17 protein-coding genes are annotated in these 16771 nt (G+C 71.7%); all 17 read left to right on the forward strand.

The features are described from left to right. The first annotated feature begins 351 nt into the window (after positions 1-351). The 17 genes from ABS52_05295 to ABS52_05375 all read left to right on the forward strand — a co-directional run bounded on the left by ABS52_05295 (position 352) and on the right by ABS52_05375 (position 16683). Positions 352-1056: a flagellar biosynthetic protein FliP gene (locus ABS52_05295; GenBank protein ODT04314.1), complete on the forward strand. Its 705-nt coding sequence runs from the start codon at positions 352-354 to the stop codon at positions 1054-1056. A 36-nt stretch (positions 1057-1092) separates the two neighbouring features. Further along, complete coding sequence (locus ABS52_05300; protein ODT04242.1) at positions 1093-1407, forward strand: hypothetical protein; 315 nt, start codon at positions 1093-1095, stop codon at positions 1405-1407. 10 nt (positions 1408-1417) lie between these two features. Further along, on the forward strand, positions 1418-1687 hold the full coding sequence (locus ABS52_05305) for a hypothetical protein (GenBank protein ODT04243.1): 270 nt from the start codon (positions 1418-1420) through the stop codon (positions 1685-1687). A gap of 37 nt (positions 1688-1724) precedes the next feature. Then, positions 1725-2486: a flagellar biosynthetic protein FliR gene (locus tag ABS52_05310; protein ODT04244.1), complete on the forward strand. Its 762-nt coding sequence runs from the start codon at positions 1725-1727 to the stop codon at positions 2484-2486. 15 nt (positions 2487-2501) lie between these two features. After that, positions 2502-3581 carry a hypothetical protein gene (locus ABS52_05315; GenBank protein ODT04245.1) on the forward strand — a complete coding sequence of 360 codons (1080 nt, stop codon included), beginning with the start codon at positions 2502-2504 and terminating at the stop codon, positions 3579-3581. 378 nt (positions 3582-3959) lie between these two features. Beyond that, positions 3960-6041 (forward strand): flagellar biosynthesis protein FlhA, encoded by a 2082-nt coding sequence (locus ABS52_05320; protein ODT04315.1) that lies wholly within the window; start codon positions 3960-3962, stop codon positions 6039-6041. After that, positions 6041-6865 carry a hypothetical protein gene (locus ABS52_05325; GenBank protein ODT04246.1) on the forward strand — a complete coding sequence of 275 codons (825 nt, stop codon included), beginning with the start codon at positions 6041-6043 and terminating at the stop codon, positions 6863-6865. Before ABS52_05320 ends, ABS52_05325 begins: the two co-directional genes overlap by 1 nt. Before the next feature lie 277 nt (positions 6866-7142). After that, positions 7143-7901 carry a hypothetical protein gene (locus tag ABS52_05330; protein ID ODT04247.1) on the forward strand — a complete coding sequence of 253 codons (759 nt, stop codon included), beginning with the start codon at positions 7143-7145 and terminating at the stop codon, positions 7899-7901. 44 nt (positions 7902-7945) lie between these two features. Further along, on the forward strand, positions 7946-8644 hold the full coding sequence (locus ABS52_05335) for a hypothetical protein (GenBank protein ID ODT04248.1): 699 nt from the start codon (positions 7946-7948) through the stop codon (positions 8642-8644). A gap of 35 nt (positions 8645-8679) precedes the next feature. After that, the gene (locus ABS52_05340; GenBank protein ID ODT04249.1) at positions 8680-9462 is read left to right on the forward strand and encodes a flagellar basal-body rod protein FlgG; all 783 of its coding nucleotides are present in this window, start codon (positions 8680-8682) and stop codon (positions 9460-9462) included. A gap of 71 nt (positions 9463-9533) precedes the next feature. Next, complete coding sequence (locus ABS52_05345) at positions 9534-9944, forward strand: flagella basal body P-ring formation protein FlgA (GenBank protein ODT04250.1); 411 nt, start codon at positions 9534-9536, stop codon at positions 9942-9944. Between the two features lie 108 nt (positions 9945-10052). Beyond that, positions 10053-10718 (forward strand): hypothetical protein, encoded by a 666-nt coding sequence (locus ABS52_05350; GenBank protein ODT04251.1) that lies wholly within the window; start codon positions 10053-10055, stop codon positions 10716-10718. Beyond that, a complete protein-coding gene (locus tag ABS52_05355) occupies positions 10715-11788 on the forward strand; it encodes a hypothetical protein (protein ID ODT04252.1) in 1074 nt (357 codons plus the stop codon). The genes ABS52_05350 and ABS52_05355 overlap by 4 nt, the downstream gene beginning before the upstream one ends. Then, positions 11788-12252, forward strand: coding sequence for a hypothetical protein (locus ABS52_05360; GenBank protein ID ODT04253.1), 465 nt, complete (start codon positions 11788-11790; stop codon positions 12250-12252). The genes ABS52_05355 and ABS52_05360 overlap by 1 nt, the downstream gene beginning before the upstream one ends. Beyond that, the gene (locus tag ABS52_05365; protein ID ODT04254.1) at positions 12249-12821 is read left to right on the forward strand and encodes a hypothetical protein; all 573 of its coding nucleotides are present in this window, start codon (positions 12249-12251) and stop codon (positions 12819-12821) included. The genes ABS52_05360 and ABS52_05365 overlap by 4 nt, the downstream gene beginning before the upstream one ends. 2 nt (positions 12822-12823) lie before the next feature. Further along, positions 12824-14257: a flagellar hook-associated protein FlgK gene (locus ABS52_05370; protein ID ODT04255.1), complete on the forward strand. Its 1434-nt coding sequence runs from the start codon at positions 12824-12826 to the stop codon at positions 14255-14257. Between the two features lie 341 nt (positions 14258-14598). Further along, entirely contained in the window at positions 14599-16683 is a 2085-nt protein-coding gene (locus ABS52_05375; GenBank protein ID ODT04256.1) for a hypothetical protein, read from the forward strand. Positions 16684-16771: the final 88 nt, after the last annotated feature.

A 16771-nucleotide genomic window follows, 5' to 3' on the forward strand; every position in this document is an offset into this window, starting at 1 on the left:
CGCAGCGCGGCGCCTGCCGGCGCGGTGCGCAGCGCGGCGCCTGCCGGCGCGAGCGTTCCCCCAGCGGCGGCGAAGCGCCGCCTGACACTCGGTTGGGGCATTCTCCTGATCCTCGCTGCCTTGGCCGGCGCCGCAGCGATCGCGCCGCTCCTCGCGCAGGGCGCGACGGCCGCCTCCAGCCCGCCGGGTCCTGCGCAACGCCCACCGTCGCAGGGCGTGGCCGCGCCGACGACGCGCCCCACGCTCCCCGCCTCGCCCCAGCCGATCGCGCCGGCGCCGGCCACCACGCCGGTTCAGGCCACCACGCCGGCCGCGGGGACCGGCAACGCGGTCGCGACGGCGTCCCAGGTCGTGACGCGCCTCGCGCCGCAGCTCGATCTCCAGCTGGGCACACCGGGCGCCGCAGGGGCGGGTGGCGCCGGTGGAGTGCGACTCTCCGGTACCGTCGGAGTCGTCGTCATGCTCGGCTTGCTCACGCTGCTCCCGACGCTCGTCCTCATGATGACGAGCTTCACGCGCATCCTCCTCGTGCTCCACTTCGTGAAGCAGGGCGTCGGGACGCAGACCGGGCTGCCGAACCAGCTCATCGCCGCGCTGGCGCTCATCCTCACCTTCTTCGTGATGGGCCCGACGTTGAGCCAGGTGAACCGGGACGCGATCACCCCGTGGATGGACGGGCGCATGGAGCAGGGGGAGATGCTGGAGATCGGTGCCAAGCCGCTTCGTGCCTTCATGCTGCGCCAGACGCGCCCCTCCGACGTTCGCGCCTTCGTGCGGATGAGCGGCGCGGCGGCGCCCGCTTCGCTCGCCGACGTGCCGCTCGTGACGCTGATGTCTGCCTTCGCGACGAGCGAACTGCGCACCGCCTTCGCGATCGGGTTCGCCGTGCTGCTCCCCTTCCTGGTCATCGACGTCGTCGTGTCGTCCACGCTGATGAGCATGGGCTTCGTGATGCTGCCACCGGCGATGGTGTCACTGCCGTTCAAGCTGCTGCTGTTCGTGCTCGTCGATGGCTGGTCGCTCGTGATGCAGAGTCTCGTCACGAGCTTCCGGTGACGCTCGCCCGTCCGACACCTTCACCCGCGCCGCCTCGTGCGCGCCACTCTCCGTGACTTCATGAGCCGCTTCGATGCCGATCCGATGCTCCGCGCCTGGGCGGACACCGCTCCCGAGCTGGTGGAGCGCGTCCTCGACGCGTTGGCCGCCGCGCCACGTGCCCAGCTCCCGCTGGAGCCGGTCGCGTCGCCCGCGGAGGCGGCGAGCGCGCTGCTCGACCTGCGCGCCGGGCACGCCCGCGCCGGCGCGGTGCGCGTCGTCTTCTCGGACGAATCGCAGATCGCGGCGCTCTTTCGCGGCGCGTGCGATGGCGCCACGCGCGCCGACGTTCGCGACGTAGCCGTCGCCTGAGCCGCCGCGCATGTCGCAACAGCTCGCGGTGGAACTGGCGCGACACGCGCTTGTGACGATGGCGCTCCTGGCGGCGCCGATGCTCGTCGTCGCCCTGGTGGTCGGCCTGCTCGTGAGCGTCTTCCAGTCGTTGACGCAGATCCAGGAGCAGACGCTCTCCTTCCTCCCCAAGCTTCTCGCCGTTGGGGGGGTCTTCCTGGTCACCCTGCCGTGGATGCTCACGATGATGCGGGAATACACGGTGGAGCTGTACCGCAGCCTGCCGATGCTGGCACGCTGAGCACCGGGGGAACGGCGTGGATCTCTTCGCCCCGGGGATGACGGCGGCCCTCGCGTTGCTGGGCATGCGCGTGACGGGGCTCCTGCTCGTCGCGCCGGCGTTCAGCGCGCGGAACGTCCCGACGCCGCTCCGCGCGGGGCTCACGATCCTCCTGACGGTGCTGCTGGCGCCGATCGCGCACCAGCGGGCGACGGCCTCCGGCCTCGCGCTCGTCATCACGCCTGCCGCCATGCTCGGCGAGGCACTCGTCGGCGTCGTGATCGGCGTGGGCGCCGCGATCCTCGTCGGTGCGGCGAGCGTCGCCGGCGAGGCGGCGGGGATGCAGGCCGGCCTCTCCGGCGCCGCGATCTTCGACCCCCTCGGCGGACACGACTCCACCGCGCTGCAGCAGTTCTTCACCCTTTTCGCCACCGTGATCATGTTCGCGGTGAACGGGCACCTGGTGATGCTCGAGGCGCTCGCCACGAGCGTGCAGCGGCTCCCGCTCGGCGCGACGCTTCACACCGCCGACGGATTGCGGGCGCTCGTGCTCCAGGGCGACGCGCTCTTCTCGCTGGGGCTCCAGTTCGCGGCGCCCGCGATTGCCGCCGCGGTGCTCGCCAACACCGCGCTCGCGGTCCTCGGACGTGCCGCCCCGCAGCTCAACCTGCTCAGCGTCGCCTTCCCGCTGCAGATCGGCGTCGGGCTGATCACGCTCGCGCTCGCGGTGCCGTTCATCGGCATGCTGCTCGGCGACTGGTGGCTCTCCTTCGGGAGCCGGTCCGGGCAGCTGCTCGGGATCCTCGCCCGCGGGCAGTGACGCCCGCGAGGGAACATGGCGGAGGAGAGCGGACAGGAACGCACCGAGGAGGCGACCCCGCGACGGCGACAGAAAGCCGTCGACGAGGGGCAGTTCCCCCGCAGCCAGGACCTCACCATCGCGCTGTCGCTGCTCGGCTGCGCGATGGTCCTGCGCGCGCTCGCCCCAGGACTCGGCGAGGCGCTGCGCGAACTGATGGGAGAGAGCCTTGCCGCTGCCGGCGCCATCGAGCTGACGCCGGGCGCCGCCACCGCGCTCTTCCGCCGGGCCGCTGCGAAGACGGGCATGGCTACGCTGCTCCTCGCCGGAGCGATCGCGGCGATCACCTTCGCGATCGCCGCCGCGCAGGCGCGCGGGACGTTCACGGCCAAGCCCCTCCAGCCGAAGCTCGAGCGCCTCAGCCCCGCGCATAACGCGAAGCGCATCTTCAGCGCCCGCCAGCTCGTCGAGATGGTCAAGTCGGTGTTGAAGCTCCTGGCGATCGGTGGCGTGGCGTACGTCGCGCTTCGCGCGGCGATTCCGGAGACCACGGCGCTGGCGCAGGGCGGCCCCTTCGCCTTGCTCGACTTCCTCCATCGCTACATCGCGCGCCTCTTCCTCTGGACGGGCATCGCCTACCTGGCCCTCGGCGCCGCCGACTACGGCTGGCAGTGGTGGCAGCACGAGAAGTCGCTGCGCATGACGCGCGAGGAGCTGAAGCAGGAGTTCAAGGAGGATGAGGGTGACCCGCACGTGAAGGGCCGCCGACGCGAGATCGCGCGAAGCTACGCGCAGGGCCAGATGCTGCGCGACGTCGCCAGGGCCGACGTGGTCGTCACGAACCCGACGCACATTGCGGTCGCGATCCTCTTCGACCCGGAGGTCGCGCCCGTGCCGATCGTGCTCGCCATGGGCCAGGAGCTCGTCGCCAGGCGCATTCGCGAGCTGGCGCATGAAGCCGGCGTCCCGGTGATCGAGAACAAGCCGCTCGCGCGCGCCCTGTGGGGGGCGGCAGCGGTGGGCACGGTGATCCCCCCCGAGCTCTGGGCCGCCGTCGCCGAGGTGCTGGGCTTCGTGTACCGCGCGCGAGGCTACGCGCCGGCGCAAGTGCTCTGACGCGGCGCACGCCGGGGCGGGGGAGCGCCGGGAACACAGGGCCAGGCGTGAGGCGACGACGCGCGGTCGCAGTCCCCCCGCCGCTTCGACGCGTGTCCCAACAGGGAAGTCGAACCAGGCGTTGCAGGAGGCAGAGGCAGACACCGAGCGAGGGCGCCGCGCATCACGTCGGGAGGCAACTTCCGCCAGCTCGCGTCAGGCAGCAGTTGCCGCTCGGCAGGTGTTGCCCGATCCGGCCGAAGGGCAAGCGAATTCGCAAGTCGTTGCAGCCGCGATCGTTGGCTTGCGCGCACGAGCGGTATGTGCCCTGCCTTGCCGTCTGGCGTGAGTCAGACCCAGCCACCCCCCCCCACGTCATGGCGCGCCCTCACCGGTCCGATCGCCACCCTCATCGGCGACGGGCCGGCCCGCCGCGCTCCCACCGCCGAAGTGGCGTTCGCCATCGCGGTGCTGGTGGTGATCGCCCTCTTCGTGATTCCGCTCCCGGCGGTGCTCCTCGACCTCGGGATCGCGCTGTCGATCGGCCTCTCGCTCGTCGTGCTGCTCGTGGCCCTGCAGGCGACCGACCCGCTCGATTTCTCGTCGTTCCCGCAGTTGCTGTTGCTGCTGACGCTGTATCGCCTGGTGTTGAATGTCGCCTCGACACGCCTCATCCTGTCGGACGGGCACGCCGGCGCCATCATCCAGGCGTTCGGCAACTTTGTCATCGGCGGCAACTACGCGGTCGGGCTGATCCTCTTTCTCATCCTGATCACGATCAACTTCATCGTGATCACGAAGGGCTCGGGGCGCGTGGCCGAGGTCTCGGCGCGCTTCGTCCTCGATGCGATGCCCGGCAAGCAGATGGCGATCGACGCCCAGCTCAACGCCGGGCACATCGACCACGTCGAGGCCGAGCGGAAGCGCGAGCGGATCACGCGCCATGCCGACTTCTACGCCGGCATGGACGGCGCCTCGAAGTTCGTGAAGGGCGACGCGATCGCCGGACTGCTGATTACCGCGGTCAATATCATCGGCGGCTTCTTCATCGGCGTGATCCAGAAGGGGCTGCCGTTCGGTGAGGCGCTCGCGAAGTTCACCGTCCTCTCGGTGGGCGATGGGCTCGTCACGCAGGTGCCCGCGCTGATCATCTCCACCGCGGCTGGCATCATGGTGACGCATGCGGGGGGCGAGGATCGCATGGGCGTCACGGTCGCGACGCAGCTCGGCGCGCAGTCGAAGCCGATGTACCTCTCCGCCGGCGTACTCGCGCTCTTCGCGGTCATCCCCGGGCTCCCGGCCATCCCGTTCCTCGTGCTCGGCGCCGGGCTCTTCCTCGTCGGACGTGCGGCGCAGCGCAGCGAGGAGAAGCGCCGCACGGCCGCGCAGGTGGCGGAGCACGCGCCACCGGCGCCGCCGGCCGACCCGCTCGAGGACCTCCTGCAGACCGACACGATCGAGCTCGACGTGGGCTTCGGCCTGGTCAGCCTGGTGCAGGAGCAGTCCGGCGGCCACCTCATGGAGAAGCTCGCCCTGCTGCGCAAGCAGGCGGGGCTCGAGCTGGGGATCCTGATGCCGGCGGTGCGTACGCGCGACAACGCCGGCCTCGCGGCCAACGGTTACGTCATCCGCTTCCGCGGGACCGAGGTGGCGCGCGGCGAGGTGCTCCCGCGCTTCTTCCTCGCCGTCGACACCGGCCACACCAGCGGCATCGTCGACGGCATCGACACCGTCGATCCCAGCTTCGGCATGCGGGCCAAGTGGATCGCTGGCAACCGGAAGTCCGACGCGGAGGCGCTCGGCTACGTCGTCGTCGATGCCACGACGGTGATCACGACGCACCTGCTCGAGGTGCTCAAGGCGCACGCCGCCGAGGTGCTCGGGAGGCAGGATGTGCAGGAGGTCCTCAACACGCTGAAGAAGACGCACCCCGCGCTCGTGGAGGAGGTCGTCCCCGCGAAGCTGTCGCTCGGCGTCGTGCATCGCGTAGTGCAGCGGCTGTTGCGCGAACGCGTGCCGATCCGCGACCTCGTGACGATCCTCGAGTCGATCGGCGACGCCGCGGATTCCACGAAGGATCCCGAGCTGCTCACGGAGCATGCGCGTCGCGCGCTCGGTCCCGTCATCGCGCGGCAGTTCGCCGACGAATCCGGCACCGTCTACGCCATCACGGTCGGGCCGCGACTCGAGCAGGCGCTGTCATCGCTCTTCAGTCCGCGCCCCGGTCAGGTGTCGGCGCCGCTGGGTCCCGACGTGCTTCCGAACCTCATCGGGCAGCTCGCCGAACTGTCCACGCATCACGGCAGCGTGGGGCGTCCCGCCCCGCTGATCGTGCCCAGTCACCTTCGCCTGCACATGCGACGGATGCTCGATCCGGTATTTCCACAGGTCCCCGTGCTCTCGCTCGCCGAGCTCCCTCCGTCGGTTGAGATCAGCAAGGTCGCGTCGTGGGAGATGCCGGCGCAGGTGGTCGCCGCGTGATGGACTGGTCGATGGACGTCGCGACGCCAGGCGCCCCGCTCGTCGAGCGCCTGCCTGCCGCCCTTGTGGTCGCGGCGGGCACTCCACAGCTCGGGACCACGACCACGGCGGGGCTCATCGCGCTCGCGGCCTACGACACCGGCGCGTCGGTGCTGCTCGTGGACGCCGCCGGCGACTGGGCACGCGCGCACGGTGTCTCACCGGTCGCACGCCTGTTCGGTGCAGGCGCGGCGGTCCCGTCTCTCACGCATCTCCCTCTCGCCGACCACTTCGCGCTGTGGTCGGGCGGGGCCGATGCCCGCGCCCTCGCCGACGACGCGCGGGCGCGCGTGCTCGCGCATGCGGGCGCGCACGACGTGGTCGTGTTCGACGCAGGCCGTCAGTGGGCGACCATGCGATGGGTCGGGGACGTGATGACCGCGCTCGCGCTCGGCCCCACTGCGCACGCCCCGGCGGCGCTGATCCTCACCGGCGAGGCGCGCGAAGCGATCGCGGCGTCGTACGCGGCCGCGAAGGTCTTGCGGCAGCACGCCGGCGCTGCCGGCGGTGCGGCGCATCGCCCGCTGCCGGTGGCCGTGACCACTGCGCGACTCGAGCGCGACCGGGGAACGTCCGCCAGCCGCACGCTGGCCGACGCGTGCGAGGCGCTGCTCGGGGCCGACGTACGCGTGCTCACCGGACTTCCCGACGATCCCATTCTGCCGCGTGCGATCGGTGGCGGGATGTCGATCGCCGACTCCACATACGGGTCGCCGACGCGCACGACGGCCGCACACCTGGCGCGCGCGCTGCTGCCGCTGCGCCCCGCGGACGCACTGAGATGATCGCGCCGGCAATTCTCGCCGTGATGCGTGCGGCACGTGCTGCCGGTGGGCAGGAAACGTCCCTGCGGGGCGATCGTGTCGCGAGTTGGCAAGCGCAAGTGCCGCAACGAGTTCGTACAACTCGGTCGAGGGGCATGGCCCCTGCCTGTTCCCGAGTCATCTCGCTCCCCGCCGCCCCTCGTCGCAAGTGACCGCCGTCTCCTGGCCCTCCTCGTCGCCTCCGCTCGCCGCGCCCGCCATGTCGTCCGCCCTCCCTCCCTCTTCCGTCACGTCGGCGATGCCCGATGCCTCCCTCGACCGCTGGGCGGCGATGGCGGCCGGTGACACGAGCGCGCGCGATGCGCTGGTGCAGGAGAACCTGAATCTCGTGCACCACGTCGCGCAGCAGGTGGCGCGCTCGCTCTCGTCGGAGGTCGATGCCGACGAGTTGGTGAGCGCCGGGGTTCTCGGACTCATGAGCGCCGTCAGTGGATTCGAGGCGCAGCGCGGCCTCGCCTTCAGCACCTTTGCCGTGCCGCGCATCCGCGGCGCGATCCTCGACGAGCTGCGGCGCCAGGATCACGTGCCGCGCTCCGTACGGCGAAAGGCGCGCGAGATCGCCGCTGCGCGGGCAACCCTCGCACGCGAGCTGGGACGCCCCCCCGAGGATCGCGAGGTGGCGGCGCATCTCGGCATCGACATGCGAAGCTACTGGCGTTGGCAGGCGGACCTGGAGTCCGCGACGCAGGTCTCGCTCGACCGGCCCGTAGGCGACAGTGAGGGGAGCGCGCCCTCGGCGTGGGACCTCATGACGACCGACGACGCGGAGTCGATCGAGGACGTCCTCACCCGCGGCCAGGAGCGTGAGGTCCTCCGCCGCGCGGTGCTGGCCCTCGCGGAGCAGGAGCGGATCGTCCTGACGCTGTACTACTTCGAGGAGCTCAAGCTGCACGAGATCGCGGAGGTGCTCGGGCTCACCGAGTCGCGCGTGTCGCAGGTGCGCTCGAAGGCGTTGCGCACCCTGCAGCGCGCCTGTCGCTCGCTTCGCGACGCCTGAGCGCACGAACAATGCGCCCCCTCCCGAACCCTGGGCCCACCGGCATGGCGAGTGCTGCGCGCGCGCTCCAGTACCTCGAGCGGCGTCAGGAGGTCGTGGCCAACAACCTCGCCAATGCCACGACTGACGGCTTCAAGGCGGAGCGGGTCTTCGCACGGCTCATGGGGCGCGCCACTGCCCCCACGGGACTCCCGGCAGCCGCAACAGCCACCGACCTCTCCAGCGGGTCGCTCCGCGCGACGAACGAGCCGCTCGACCTTGCCATCGAGCAGGATGGCTTCCTGGTCGTCGCGACCGCGAACGGCGAGCGTTTCACGCGCGGCGGCACGCTGCACCTCGATGCCGAGCGCCGCCTCGTCGACGCGAACGGCAATCCGTTGCTCGGCACGCGCGGCCCGATCGCCGTTCCCCGGGAGCTCGACGGCACGCTGACGATCGACGCGGCGGGAGTCGTGGCAGTCGGCGGCGCGCGCCTCGACGTGCTGCGCTTCGAGCGGGCGGCGCCCGGCGACCTCCAGCACGAAGGCTCCTCCCTGTTCATCCCCGGCACCAGCCGCGCCGAGGTCCCCCTTGAGGCGCGGACGATCCGCCAGGGCTTTCTCGAGGGGAGCAACGTGAACACGGTCGGCACGATGGTCGACATGATCGACGTCCAGCGCGCACACGCCGCGGTCGAGCGCGCCGTTCGTGTCCTCGACGAGATCCGCGGCACCGCCAGCAACCAGCTCGGCAAGCCGGTCTGACCCGCCAATCGTCCTGTCCTCCCTCACTCCCTCCCATGAATCCCGCCCTTCGCACCGCGGCCAGCGGCATGGCCGCGCAGCAGACCCGCACCGAGGTCATCGCCAACAACCTCGCGAACGTCAACACGACGGCGTTCAAGCGTAGCCGCGCGCAGTTCACCGACCTGCTGTACCAGAACGTTCAGCAGATGACCGTGGTCGGGCAGCCAGACGCGGAGACGCGCGACGCGATCCAGGTCGGGCGTGGCGTCCGCCTCGTCGCGGTGACGCGGCTCGAGACGCAGGGTGCGATGGCGCAGACGGGGCGCGCACTCGATGTCGGCATCCAGGGCGACGGCTACTTCCAGGTGTCGCTCCCCGACGGCAGCACGGCGTACACGCGCGACGGCAACTTCGGGCTCTCCGACAAGGGCCTGCTCGTCACGAACGACGGCTACCAGGTCGTCCCCGGCATCACCTTCCCCGACGGCGCCACCGATGTCTCGATATCGCGCACCGGCATCATCAGCGCCACGAAGGACGGCCAGCCGATCGAGCTCGGCCGCATCGAGCTGGCGCGCTTCATCAACCCTGCAGGGCTCCAGGGGCGCGGCGGAAGCCTCTACACCGCGACGCTCTCGGCGGGCGAGCCGATGACCGGCTATCCGGACGAACAAGGGATGGGCGCCCTCGTCACCGGGATGCTCGAGACCTCGAACGTGGAGATCGTGCAGGAGATGGTCGACATGATCGAGGCGCAGCGTGCCTACCAGATCAACTCGAAGGCGGTGCAAGCGGCCGACGAGATGTCGCAGACCACGACGCAAATGGTGCGCTGAGGCGACCGATGCGGAGTGGATTCCTGGCGCCGCATCACCCCCGAGCCTCGCGCGGCCGGATGGCGGTTCTTGTGCCGCTGCTTGCGTCAGCGCTCGCGATCGCGATCCCGTCACACGCTCTCGCCCAGGTGGCCGCGCGCGACCTGCCCCGGAACTCCGTGTTGACCGCCAACGACATCATGGTGGACACGGGGGCATCGGCATCGCCCGTCGGCTGGATCACGCGTCGCACCATCCGGCTCGGCGAGCCGCTCGCGGCGCCGGCGATCGCGCCGCCGCGAGTCGTGCGGCGCGGTGCGACGATCACCATCGTCCACGACGACGGCACGGTGCGCGTCAGCCGCCGCGCCGAGGCGCTGTGCGATGCCGCGGTCGACGAGCCCTGCCGCGTTCGTGTGCGCGGCCACGAGGATTCCCGCCCGCGCCTGCTGTCCGGCCGCGTCGTCGCGCCCGGCGTCGTCGCCATCGAACGTCCTCACTGACCCACGCCACACATGTGCACCTCCAACAGCTCCCCTCCGCGCCGCACATACGGCCGTCTCCCCCAGCCCGCCTTCGTCGTTCGCTGCGCGGCTCTGCGGCCGAGTGCGATGCGTGTCGAGCGCGCACGGCTCGCCGGTGCGCTCCTCGCCCATGTGCTGCTCCTTGCGACGCCGAGCGTGGCGCCCGCACAGGCGGCCGCACAGGCGGCCGCGCAGGGCGGCGCTGCTGCGGTCGCAACGACGCCCGGCACTCCCGTCTCGCCGCGCCGCGCCTCGTGGACGTCGGACCGGCGCGACTATGGCGTCGGCGACATCATCACCGTGCTGCTGGACGAGTCGACGCTCGCGACGGCGACGAAGGACCAGCGAGGAGTCGACCGCCAGGACCGCGACATGAGGCTCGCCGCCGATCTCCCGGGGGGCGCCGGCTCCACCTCGCCCTCCGGGGCGATGCGCACGGGTAAGTCGTCGTCGTCCGACCAGTCGGGGATCGCGCGCCGCAACCTCCGCTTCGTCAGCGAGATGAGCGTGCGGGTGGTGGAGCGCGACCCCGACGGCCTTCTCCGCGTCGAGGGGACGAAGCTCGTCGACCTCGATCGGAACAAGCAGGAGTTCGCCTTCAAGGGATGGGTGCGTCCCGAAGACGTTTCCCGCAAGAACGTCGTCCTCAGCGCGCGTGTGGCGAACGCTGAGCTCACCTACAAGAGCGCCGGCAACCTCGGGAAGACGCGCGGAGGGATGATCGGCCGCGTCCTGGGCATGCTCTGGCCATGATGCGCTGCATCGAGTCGGTCCTCCTGGCCGCGCGCATGGCGGCGTCCGCCATGCACGCGCAGGAGGTGCGAGTTGCCGAGTTGAGCCTCGAGGAACAGGCCGTCCCGGTGCGCCTCGTGGGGTACGGCATCGTCGTCGGGCTCACGAACACCGGCGACCGCAATACCAGCCCTCGCCACGGTGGCGGGATGACGGTGCAGGCGGTCGCCAACATCCTCCGCCGCTTCGATCTCGAGGTCCCGCCCGAGGCGATGCGCACTCGCAATGCAGCCGCGGTGCTCGTGACGGCGGAGGTGAGCCCTTGGCTCCGCGCCGGCGCCCGCTTCAACATCGAGGTGTCATCCATCGGTGACGCGTATTCGCTGCGCGGCGGTGTGCTCTGGATGACTCCTCTCCAGGCGGACCCCGACGGGCCGGTGCTCGCGACGGCACAGGGCCCGCTCCTCATCACCGAAGCCGTGACCGCGCGAGGCTACCGGGTGATAGGGGAGGGGGCCAACACCGCCCGCATCCCCCACGGGGGTGTCGTCGAGGGTGCGCTCCCTCGTCCGGACTTCGCGCAGACCGCGCGCATCAATCTCCGCACGCCGGACATCGGGACCGCGGTGCGCATCGCGACGGTCGTGAACGCACAGATCGGCGCAGGCACGGCGACGGTCGAGGATCCCGGCTCGATCGCGCTGAATCTCGCTGCGGAGCTGGCGACGCGGACCGAGCAGCTCGCACGCATCCGCGAGCTTCGGGTGGCGCCGTCGCGCCGGTCCGTCCTCGTCATCGATGTGCGGGCGGGCACCGTCGTCGCCGGAGGTGACCTGCCGGTGGGTGACGCGACGGTGTCGCACGAGGGGCTCACGCTCAGCATCGGTGGGGCATCGGGGGACTCCGCGTCGGCGCCGCCCGCGCAGTCCGGTGCCGGCGAGAGCGCACCGGTGCGCCTGGCCTCGGGTACCAACGCGCTGCGCATCGCCGAGGCGCTGCGCGTCCTCGGCGCCTCGCCCCGCGCGGTGGCGTCGATCTTCGTCGCCCTGCGCGAGGCGGGCGCGCTGTCCGCGGATGTCGAGATCCGGTGATGGCGATCACGCTCTCCCCCAAGGGAACTCCCGCTCGTGACGGAGGCGCGGCGCCGGCCGATGCCATCGAAGCGCGCCTGCGCGTGACCGCACTCCAGCTGCAAGGCGTCTTCGTCCAGCAGCTGTTCCAGGCCATGCGGGAGACCGTGCCGAGCGACGACCCCCTCGTCGCCGGCGGGCTCGGTGAGGACATCTTCCGCGGCATGTTCGACGAGCACGTCGCCGGGTCGGTGCCCGCGGCGCTCGATCGCGTGAACGGCCTCACCGACGCCATCGTGCGCCAGCTCCGCGCTCGGGTGCAGGACGGCGGGTCCTCGCGGTTCCCCGTCGGGGACGAAGTCGCAGCGCGCGCTGCCGATACTACGAGTACCACCCGTGCCACCGGGCACGCGGAGGCACCTGCTCCAGCGTCCGCGCCCGATCCGGTTCGCGTGCGGGAGCATCGCCAGGAGAATCCGAAGTGACGGCGTCCGCACCGCTCGACCAGATCCCGCGGCGCACCGGCCCGGCCGCCGGCGCGTCGATTCCGCACCTCGTCGCCGCGCTGCGCGAGGAGGAGCGGCTCATCCTCGACCTCATCGACATCATGCACGTGCAGCGCGTGGCCGTCGCGCAGGACGACCTCCGCAGGGTGGACGACAGCGTCTTCGCCACGCACCGGATTCTCTGCACCCTCCGGGAGGCGCAACGCCGGCGCCAGAACCTGGCCGTGGTGCTCTGCGACGGCGCGAGCGTCGACATCCACGACGTCGACCGTTACCTCGGTGTCCGCATGAGCGACGAGCTGGGCGAGGCGCGCGCCGCGTTGCGCCTGGCGGCCGAGCGGCTCTCGGCGGAAGTCGCGCAGAACCGACGCGTGCTCCGCGGCGCCATGCAGGCCAACGAGTCCCAGATGCGCGTCGTCGCCGGCGCACCTCCTGCGGGCGGCGCGCCAGGCGGTCATGCCGCCGGCGCGTCCTATGGTGGCGCGATGCGCCGTGAGGCCGACGTCGCGTCCCTCGGCGGCGGCATCATGCTCGACACGAGGATCTGACCGTGGCCGGCATCTTCGGGCTCCTGGGAATCGCGCGCTCCGGCATGCTCGCCAGCCAGCAGGCGGTAGACGTGACCGGCCAGAACGTCGCCAACGTTCACACCCCCGGCTACACGCGGCAGCGCGTCGACCAGGTCGCCCTGCCGTCCGTGTACCTGCCCCCGGCAGGACACTTCGGCGTCGGCACCATGGTGACCGACGTCGCCCGCACGCGCGACGCCCTGCTCGACCAGGTCTATCGCGCGAATGCCGGAGGCGCCGGCGCCGCGTCGGCACGCGAGGACGGACTCTCGCGACTCGAGGGCATCTTCGGCGAACCGTCGTCCAGCGGACTGGCCGCGGGGCTCGATGCATTCTGGAACGGGTGGAGCGATCTCGCCTCCGACCCCACCTCACTCGCCGCCCGGGGCGTCGTGCAGCAGCGGGGGGCCGCCGTCGCCAGTCAGCTCAATCGCTTCGCCGCCCAGATCGATACGCTCGCCAACGACGGGCGCCAGCGCGCACAGCTCACCGTCGACGAGATCAACTCACTCGTGGCGCAGGTCGCGGGGCTGAATCGCGACATCGTGGCCGCGGAATCGGGGGGCCATACCGCCAACACGTTGCGTGATACGCGCGACCTGCTCCTCGACCGGCTTGCAGCTCACGGTGACCTGCAGGTGACCGAGGCTGCCGACGGCAGCGTCGGCGTCCGCCTCGGCGGGCTGCTCCTCGTGGACTCCGCCGATCCCGGCAAACTGACTCTCTCGTCCATCGGGGGACGGTGGCAGGTCGCGTCGGCCCGCACCCCCGATCGCCCCGTCGACGTCGGCGGGGCGCTCCAGGCGACGCTCGACCTGGTCAACGACGACTACCCCGAGGCGATGGCGACCCTCGATGGCCTCGCCCGCGCCCTCGTCGGCGCCGTGAATGGCATCCACCAGTCGGGCGAGCTGTTCGGGACGACACCGCCGGTAGCGGCGCCCGAGTTCTTCCGCACCGACCCGCTGGCGCCTACGCCCGAGGCGGACCCGTTCCGGACGGCGCGCGGCATTCGGCTCGGTGTCCAGGTCGCCGCCGACCTGCGGAACATCGCCGCCGGCGACGCAGGGACCGGGGCGTCGAACACTGGAGTCGCGAGCCGGCTCGCGGCTCTGCGCGACACGCCGGTCACGTTCGTCAACGGCAGCGGCGTCCCCGAGACCGAGACCATCGGCAACATCCACCGTGGACTCGTCACGGGCGTCGCCCTTCGGGTCAGCCGCGCGGAATCGAACGACGCGGTGCAGCGCGCGCTGGTGCAGAGCGCCGACGCTCGGCGTGCTTCGGTGAGCGGTGTCTCCCAGGACGAGGAACTCGCAAACCTCATCAAGTACCAGCAGTCGTACGCGGCGGCCGCGAGGCTCATCACCGTCGCAGACGAGCTTGCGCAGACGCTGATCGGGATGGCCCGCTAGTCGCCGACGCCACCGCGTGGGTCGTGGCGGGGCTGGATTTCGGGGTGTGTTCGGGGTTCGCTGGGGTGATCGATCCGGAGGGGCAGGGGAGACGGTCGCGACGGCGCTGTCGGGGGGGATATCGCGGGCGCCGGCTCCGTCGGAGCCGCTGCAACGGCAGCTGTGGCGGCATGTGCCCCTCCGGGCCGATCCCGAGGGCGCGGGGGGCTCGCCGCCGTCGGACGAAGGGGCCGAGACCTCGCTAGCACCATTCCTGCAGCTTGTGCGTGTGCGAGAATACGGTGATTCTCCCTCGTCCTCCCCCCTCCCACCCTCGCCGGCAGTCCAGCGACCGCACCGTCGTGAAGTCCATCAGCGGCAGCAGCCCCATCGACATCGGAGACCTCCAGCGCACCTACGCGGTCGTTCGCGAGATCGGGCGCGGAGGGATGGGGGCCGTCGTCCTGGCGCGGCACCGCGAGGCGCGGCACTACGTCGCCATCAAGATCGCCTCCACCGACAAGCTCGATGCCGAGGCGCTCGCCCGGTTCTCGCGCGAGGCGTACCTCATGGCGCGCTTTCGCCACCCGAACATCGTGTCACTGTACTCGGTGGAGCCGATCGGTCAGGGACGTGTCGGGATCGTCATGGAGTACGTGCGTGGCCAGAGCCTCGCCCGTCTCCTCTCCAGCGGGAAGCGGCTTCCGCTCGAGGCGTGCACGCGGATCGTTCGCGATCTGGGCAAGGCGTTGGCGCACGCGCACGCGCATGGTGTCGTGCACCGCGACGTGAAGCCTCAGAACGTGCTGGTCGAGGACGAGAGCGGCGCCGCCAAGCTCGCCGACTTCGGGATCGCGAAGGTCACCACCGACACGGCCGACGTGACGGCGACCGGGGCCGCCCTCGGCACGCCGGCCTACATGTCGCCGGAGCAGATCGACGGTGCCCCGCTCGACGGGCGCAGCGACATCTACAGCCTCGGCGTGCTGGCGTGGGAGATGGTCACCGGACAGCGGCCGTGGGCGGGCGAGCCGCTCTTCAAGCTGCTCTACAAGCAGAAGCACGAGGCGCTCCCCGCGGTCACGATCTTCCGGCCCGACACGGGCATGGGGCTGCAGCTGGCGATCGAGGGGGCACTGGCCAAGGACCCCGCCGCCCGATGGGCCACGGTCAACGACATGCTGGCGCAGCTCGAGGAGGACCATCCGACGCCAGCGCTCCTGGCCCGTCGCGAGCGCGAAGCCGGACTCCTGCGCGCACGCGGCGCCGGGGCCCCGAGCGATGCTTCGACCGTCCCGGTCCGGCGACACGCTCCCGCGATTTCCGAGTCGCCGACACCGCCGGAATCCTCGGCGGGCGAGGAACTCGCCGCGAGGGGAGAGAGGGCACGCACCCCGGTGGAGCAGGTGCCGCAACCTCCTGAGCCGTCGCGTGCCGTCACCCGCACGCAGCTGCCATGGTGGCGACGGCAGCTCCCGTTCGTCGGAGGACTGATCCTGGGGACGGTGGCGATGCTCAGCGTGTTCTGGTGGCGCTCGTCGTCACCCGTCGTCGCCGGCGAAGCCGTCGCCGCGCCGCCGGCATCCGAAGCCGTGAGCGCCGGCGCTGCGCCGGGGTTGGCGACGTCCTCGGTCGAGTCGCGCACGGGGGGAAGCGTCCTCCCGCCTCCTCCCGCCTCCGCTCCGGCGGATGGGGGGCCGGCAGGCGGAGTGGCGCCTCCGGCTGGCCGTGGCGGCACGAGGGGGCGCGCGTCGTCATCGCCCGATGTGGCGCCCGATGTGGCGCCACCCACGGCGCCCCGGGGTGGCACGCGATCGCCGGCACGTGGCGCTGAACCCGCAGCGGCCATCACGCCACGCCCCGCGACGTCGACAGCTGCAGCGGCGGTCGCCAACGTGCCGGGGAGCAGCGGCGCGGCGACGACGCTCGGCGAGCGGGCCGCCGCCTACGCGCTGGCGAACCAGGCCAGGGGGCTCGTCTACGCCGGGGAGCGGTCGCGCGTCAGCGCGCTGATCGACTCCGCGCTCGTGCTCGATCCGCGGAATGGGAGCGCGTACGCCCTGCGGGCACGCCTGCGCACGGCCGAAGGGGAGGTGCGCGATGCGTGGACCGATGTCGAGATGGCGGCGCGCACGGGGGCGCGATGGGAGTCGCTCGCGCTGTCCACGATGCTGCGCGTGCGCGAGGAAGGGACGGGGGCGGCGGCGCGTCGACTGACTGGGGAAGTGCGCGCAGCGCTGACGCCGCGTCGACCGCTCGATGCGGAGCGGGCAGTCGGTCTCGCGGCGGCCCTCGCGCAGGTGGGCGACACGGCGACGGCGCTCACCATCCTGGAGCAGGGGAACCGCCACGACCCCGGGATGCGCACGCTCCTGATGGACCCGTTGCTGCACCCCCTCCGCCGCAGCGCCCGGTTCGACGCCGTGCGGCGGGAAGCCGGTCGTTAGGCGCGGACGACGGCAGTCCCGGCGCGGCGCCGCCGATATTTGCGCCGGCTTTGCGCGCCTCGGCTCGCCCATCGCGGGCGCGCGCATC

The organism is Gemmatimonadetes bacterium SCN 70-22 (assembly GCA_001724275.1).
Taxonomy (GTDB): Bacteria; Gemmatimonadota; Gemmatimonadetes; order Gemmatimonadales; family Gemmatimonadaceae; genus SCN-70-22.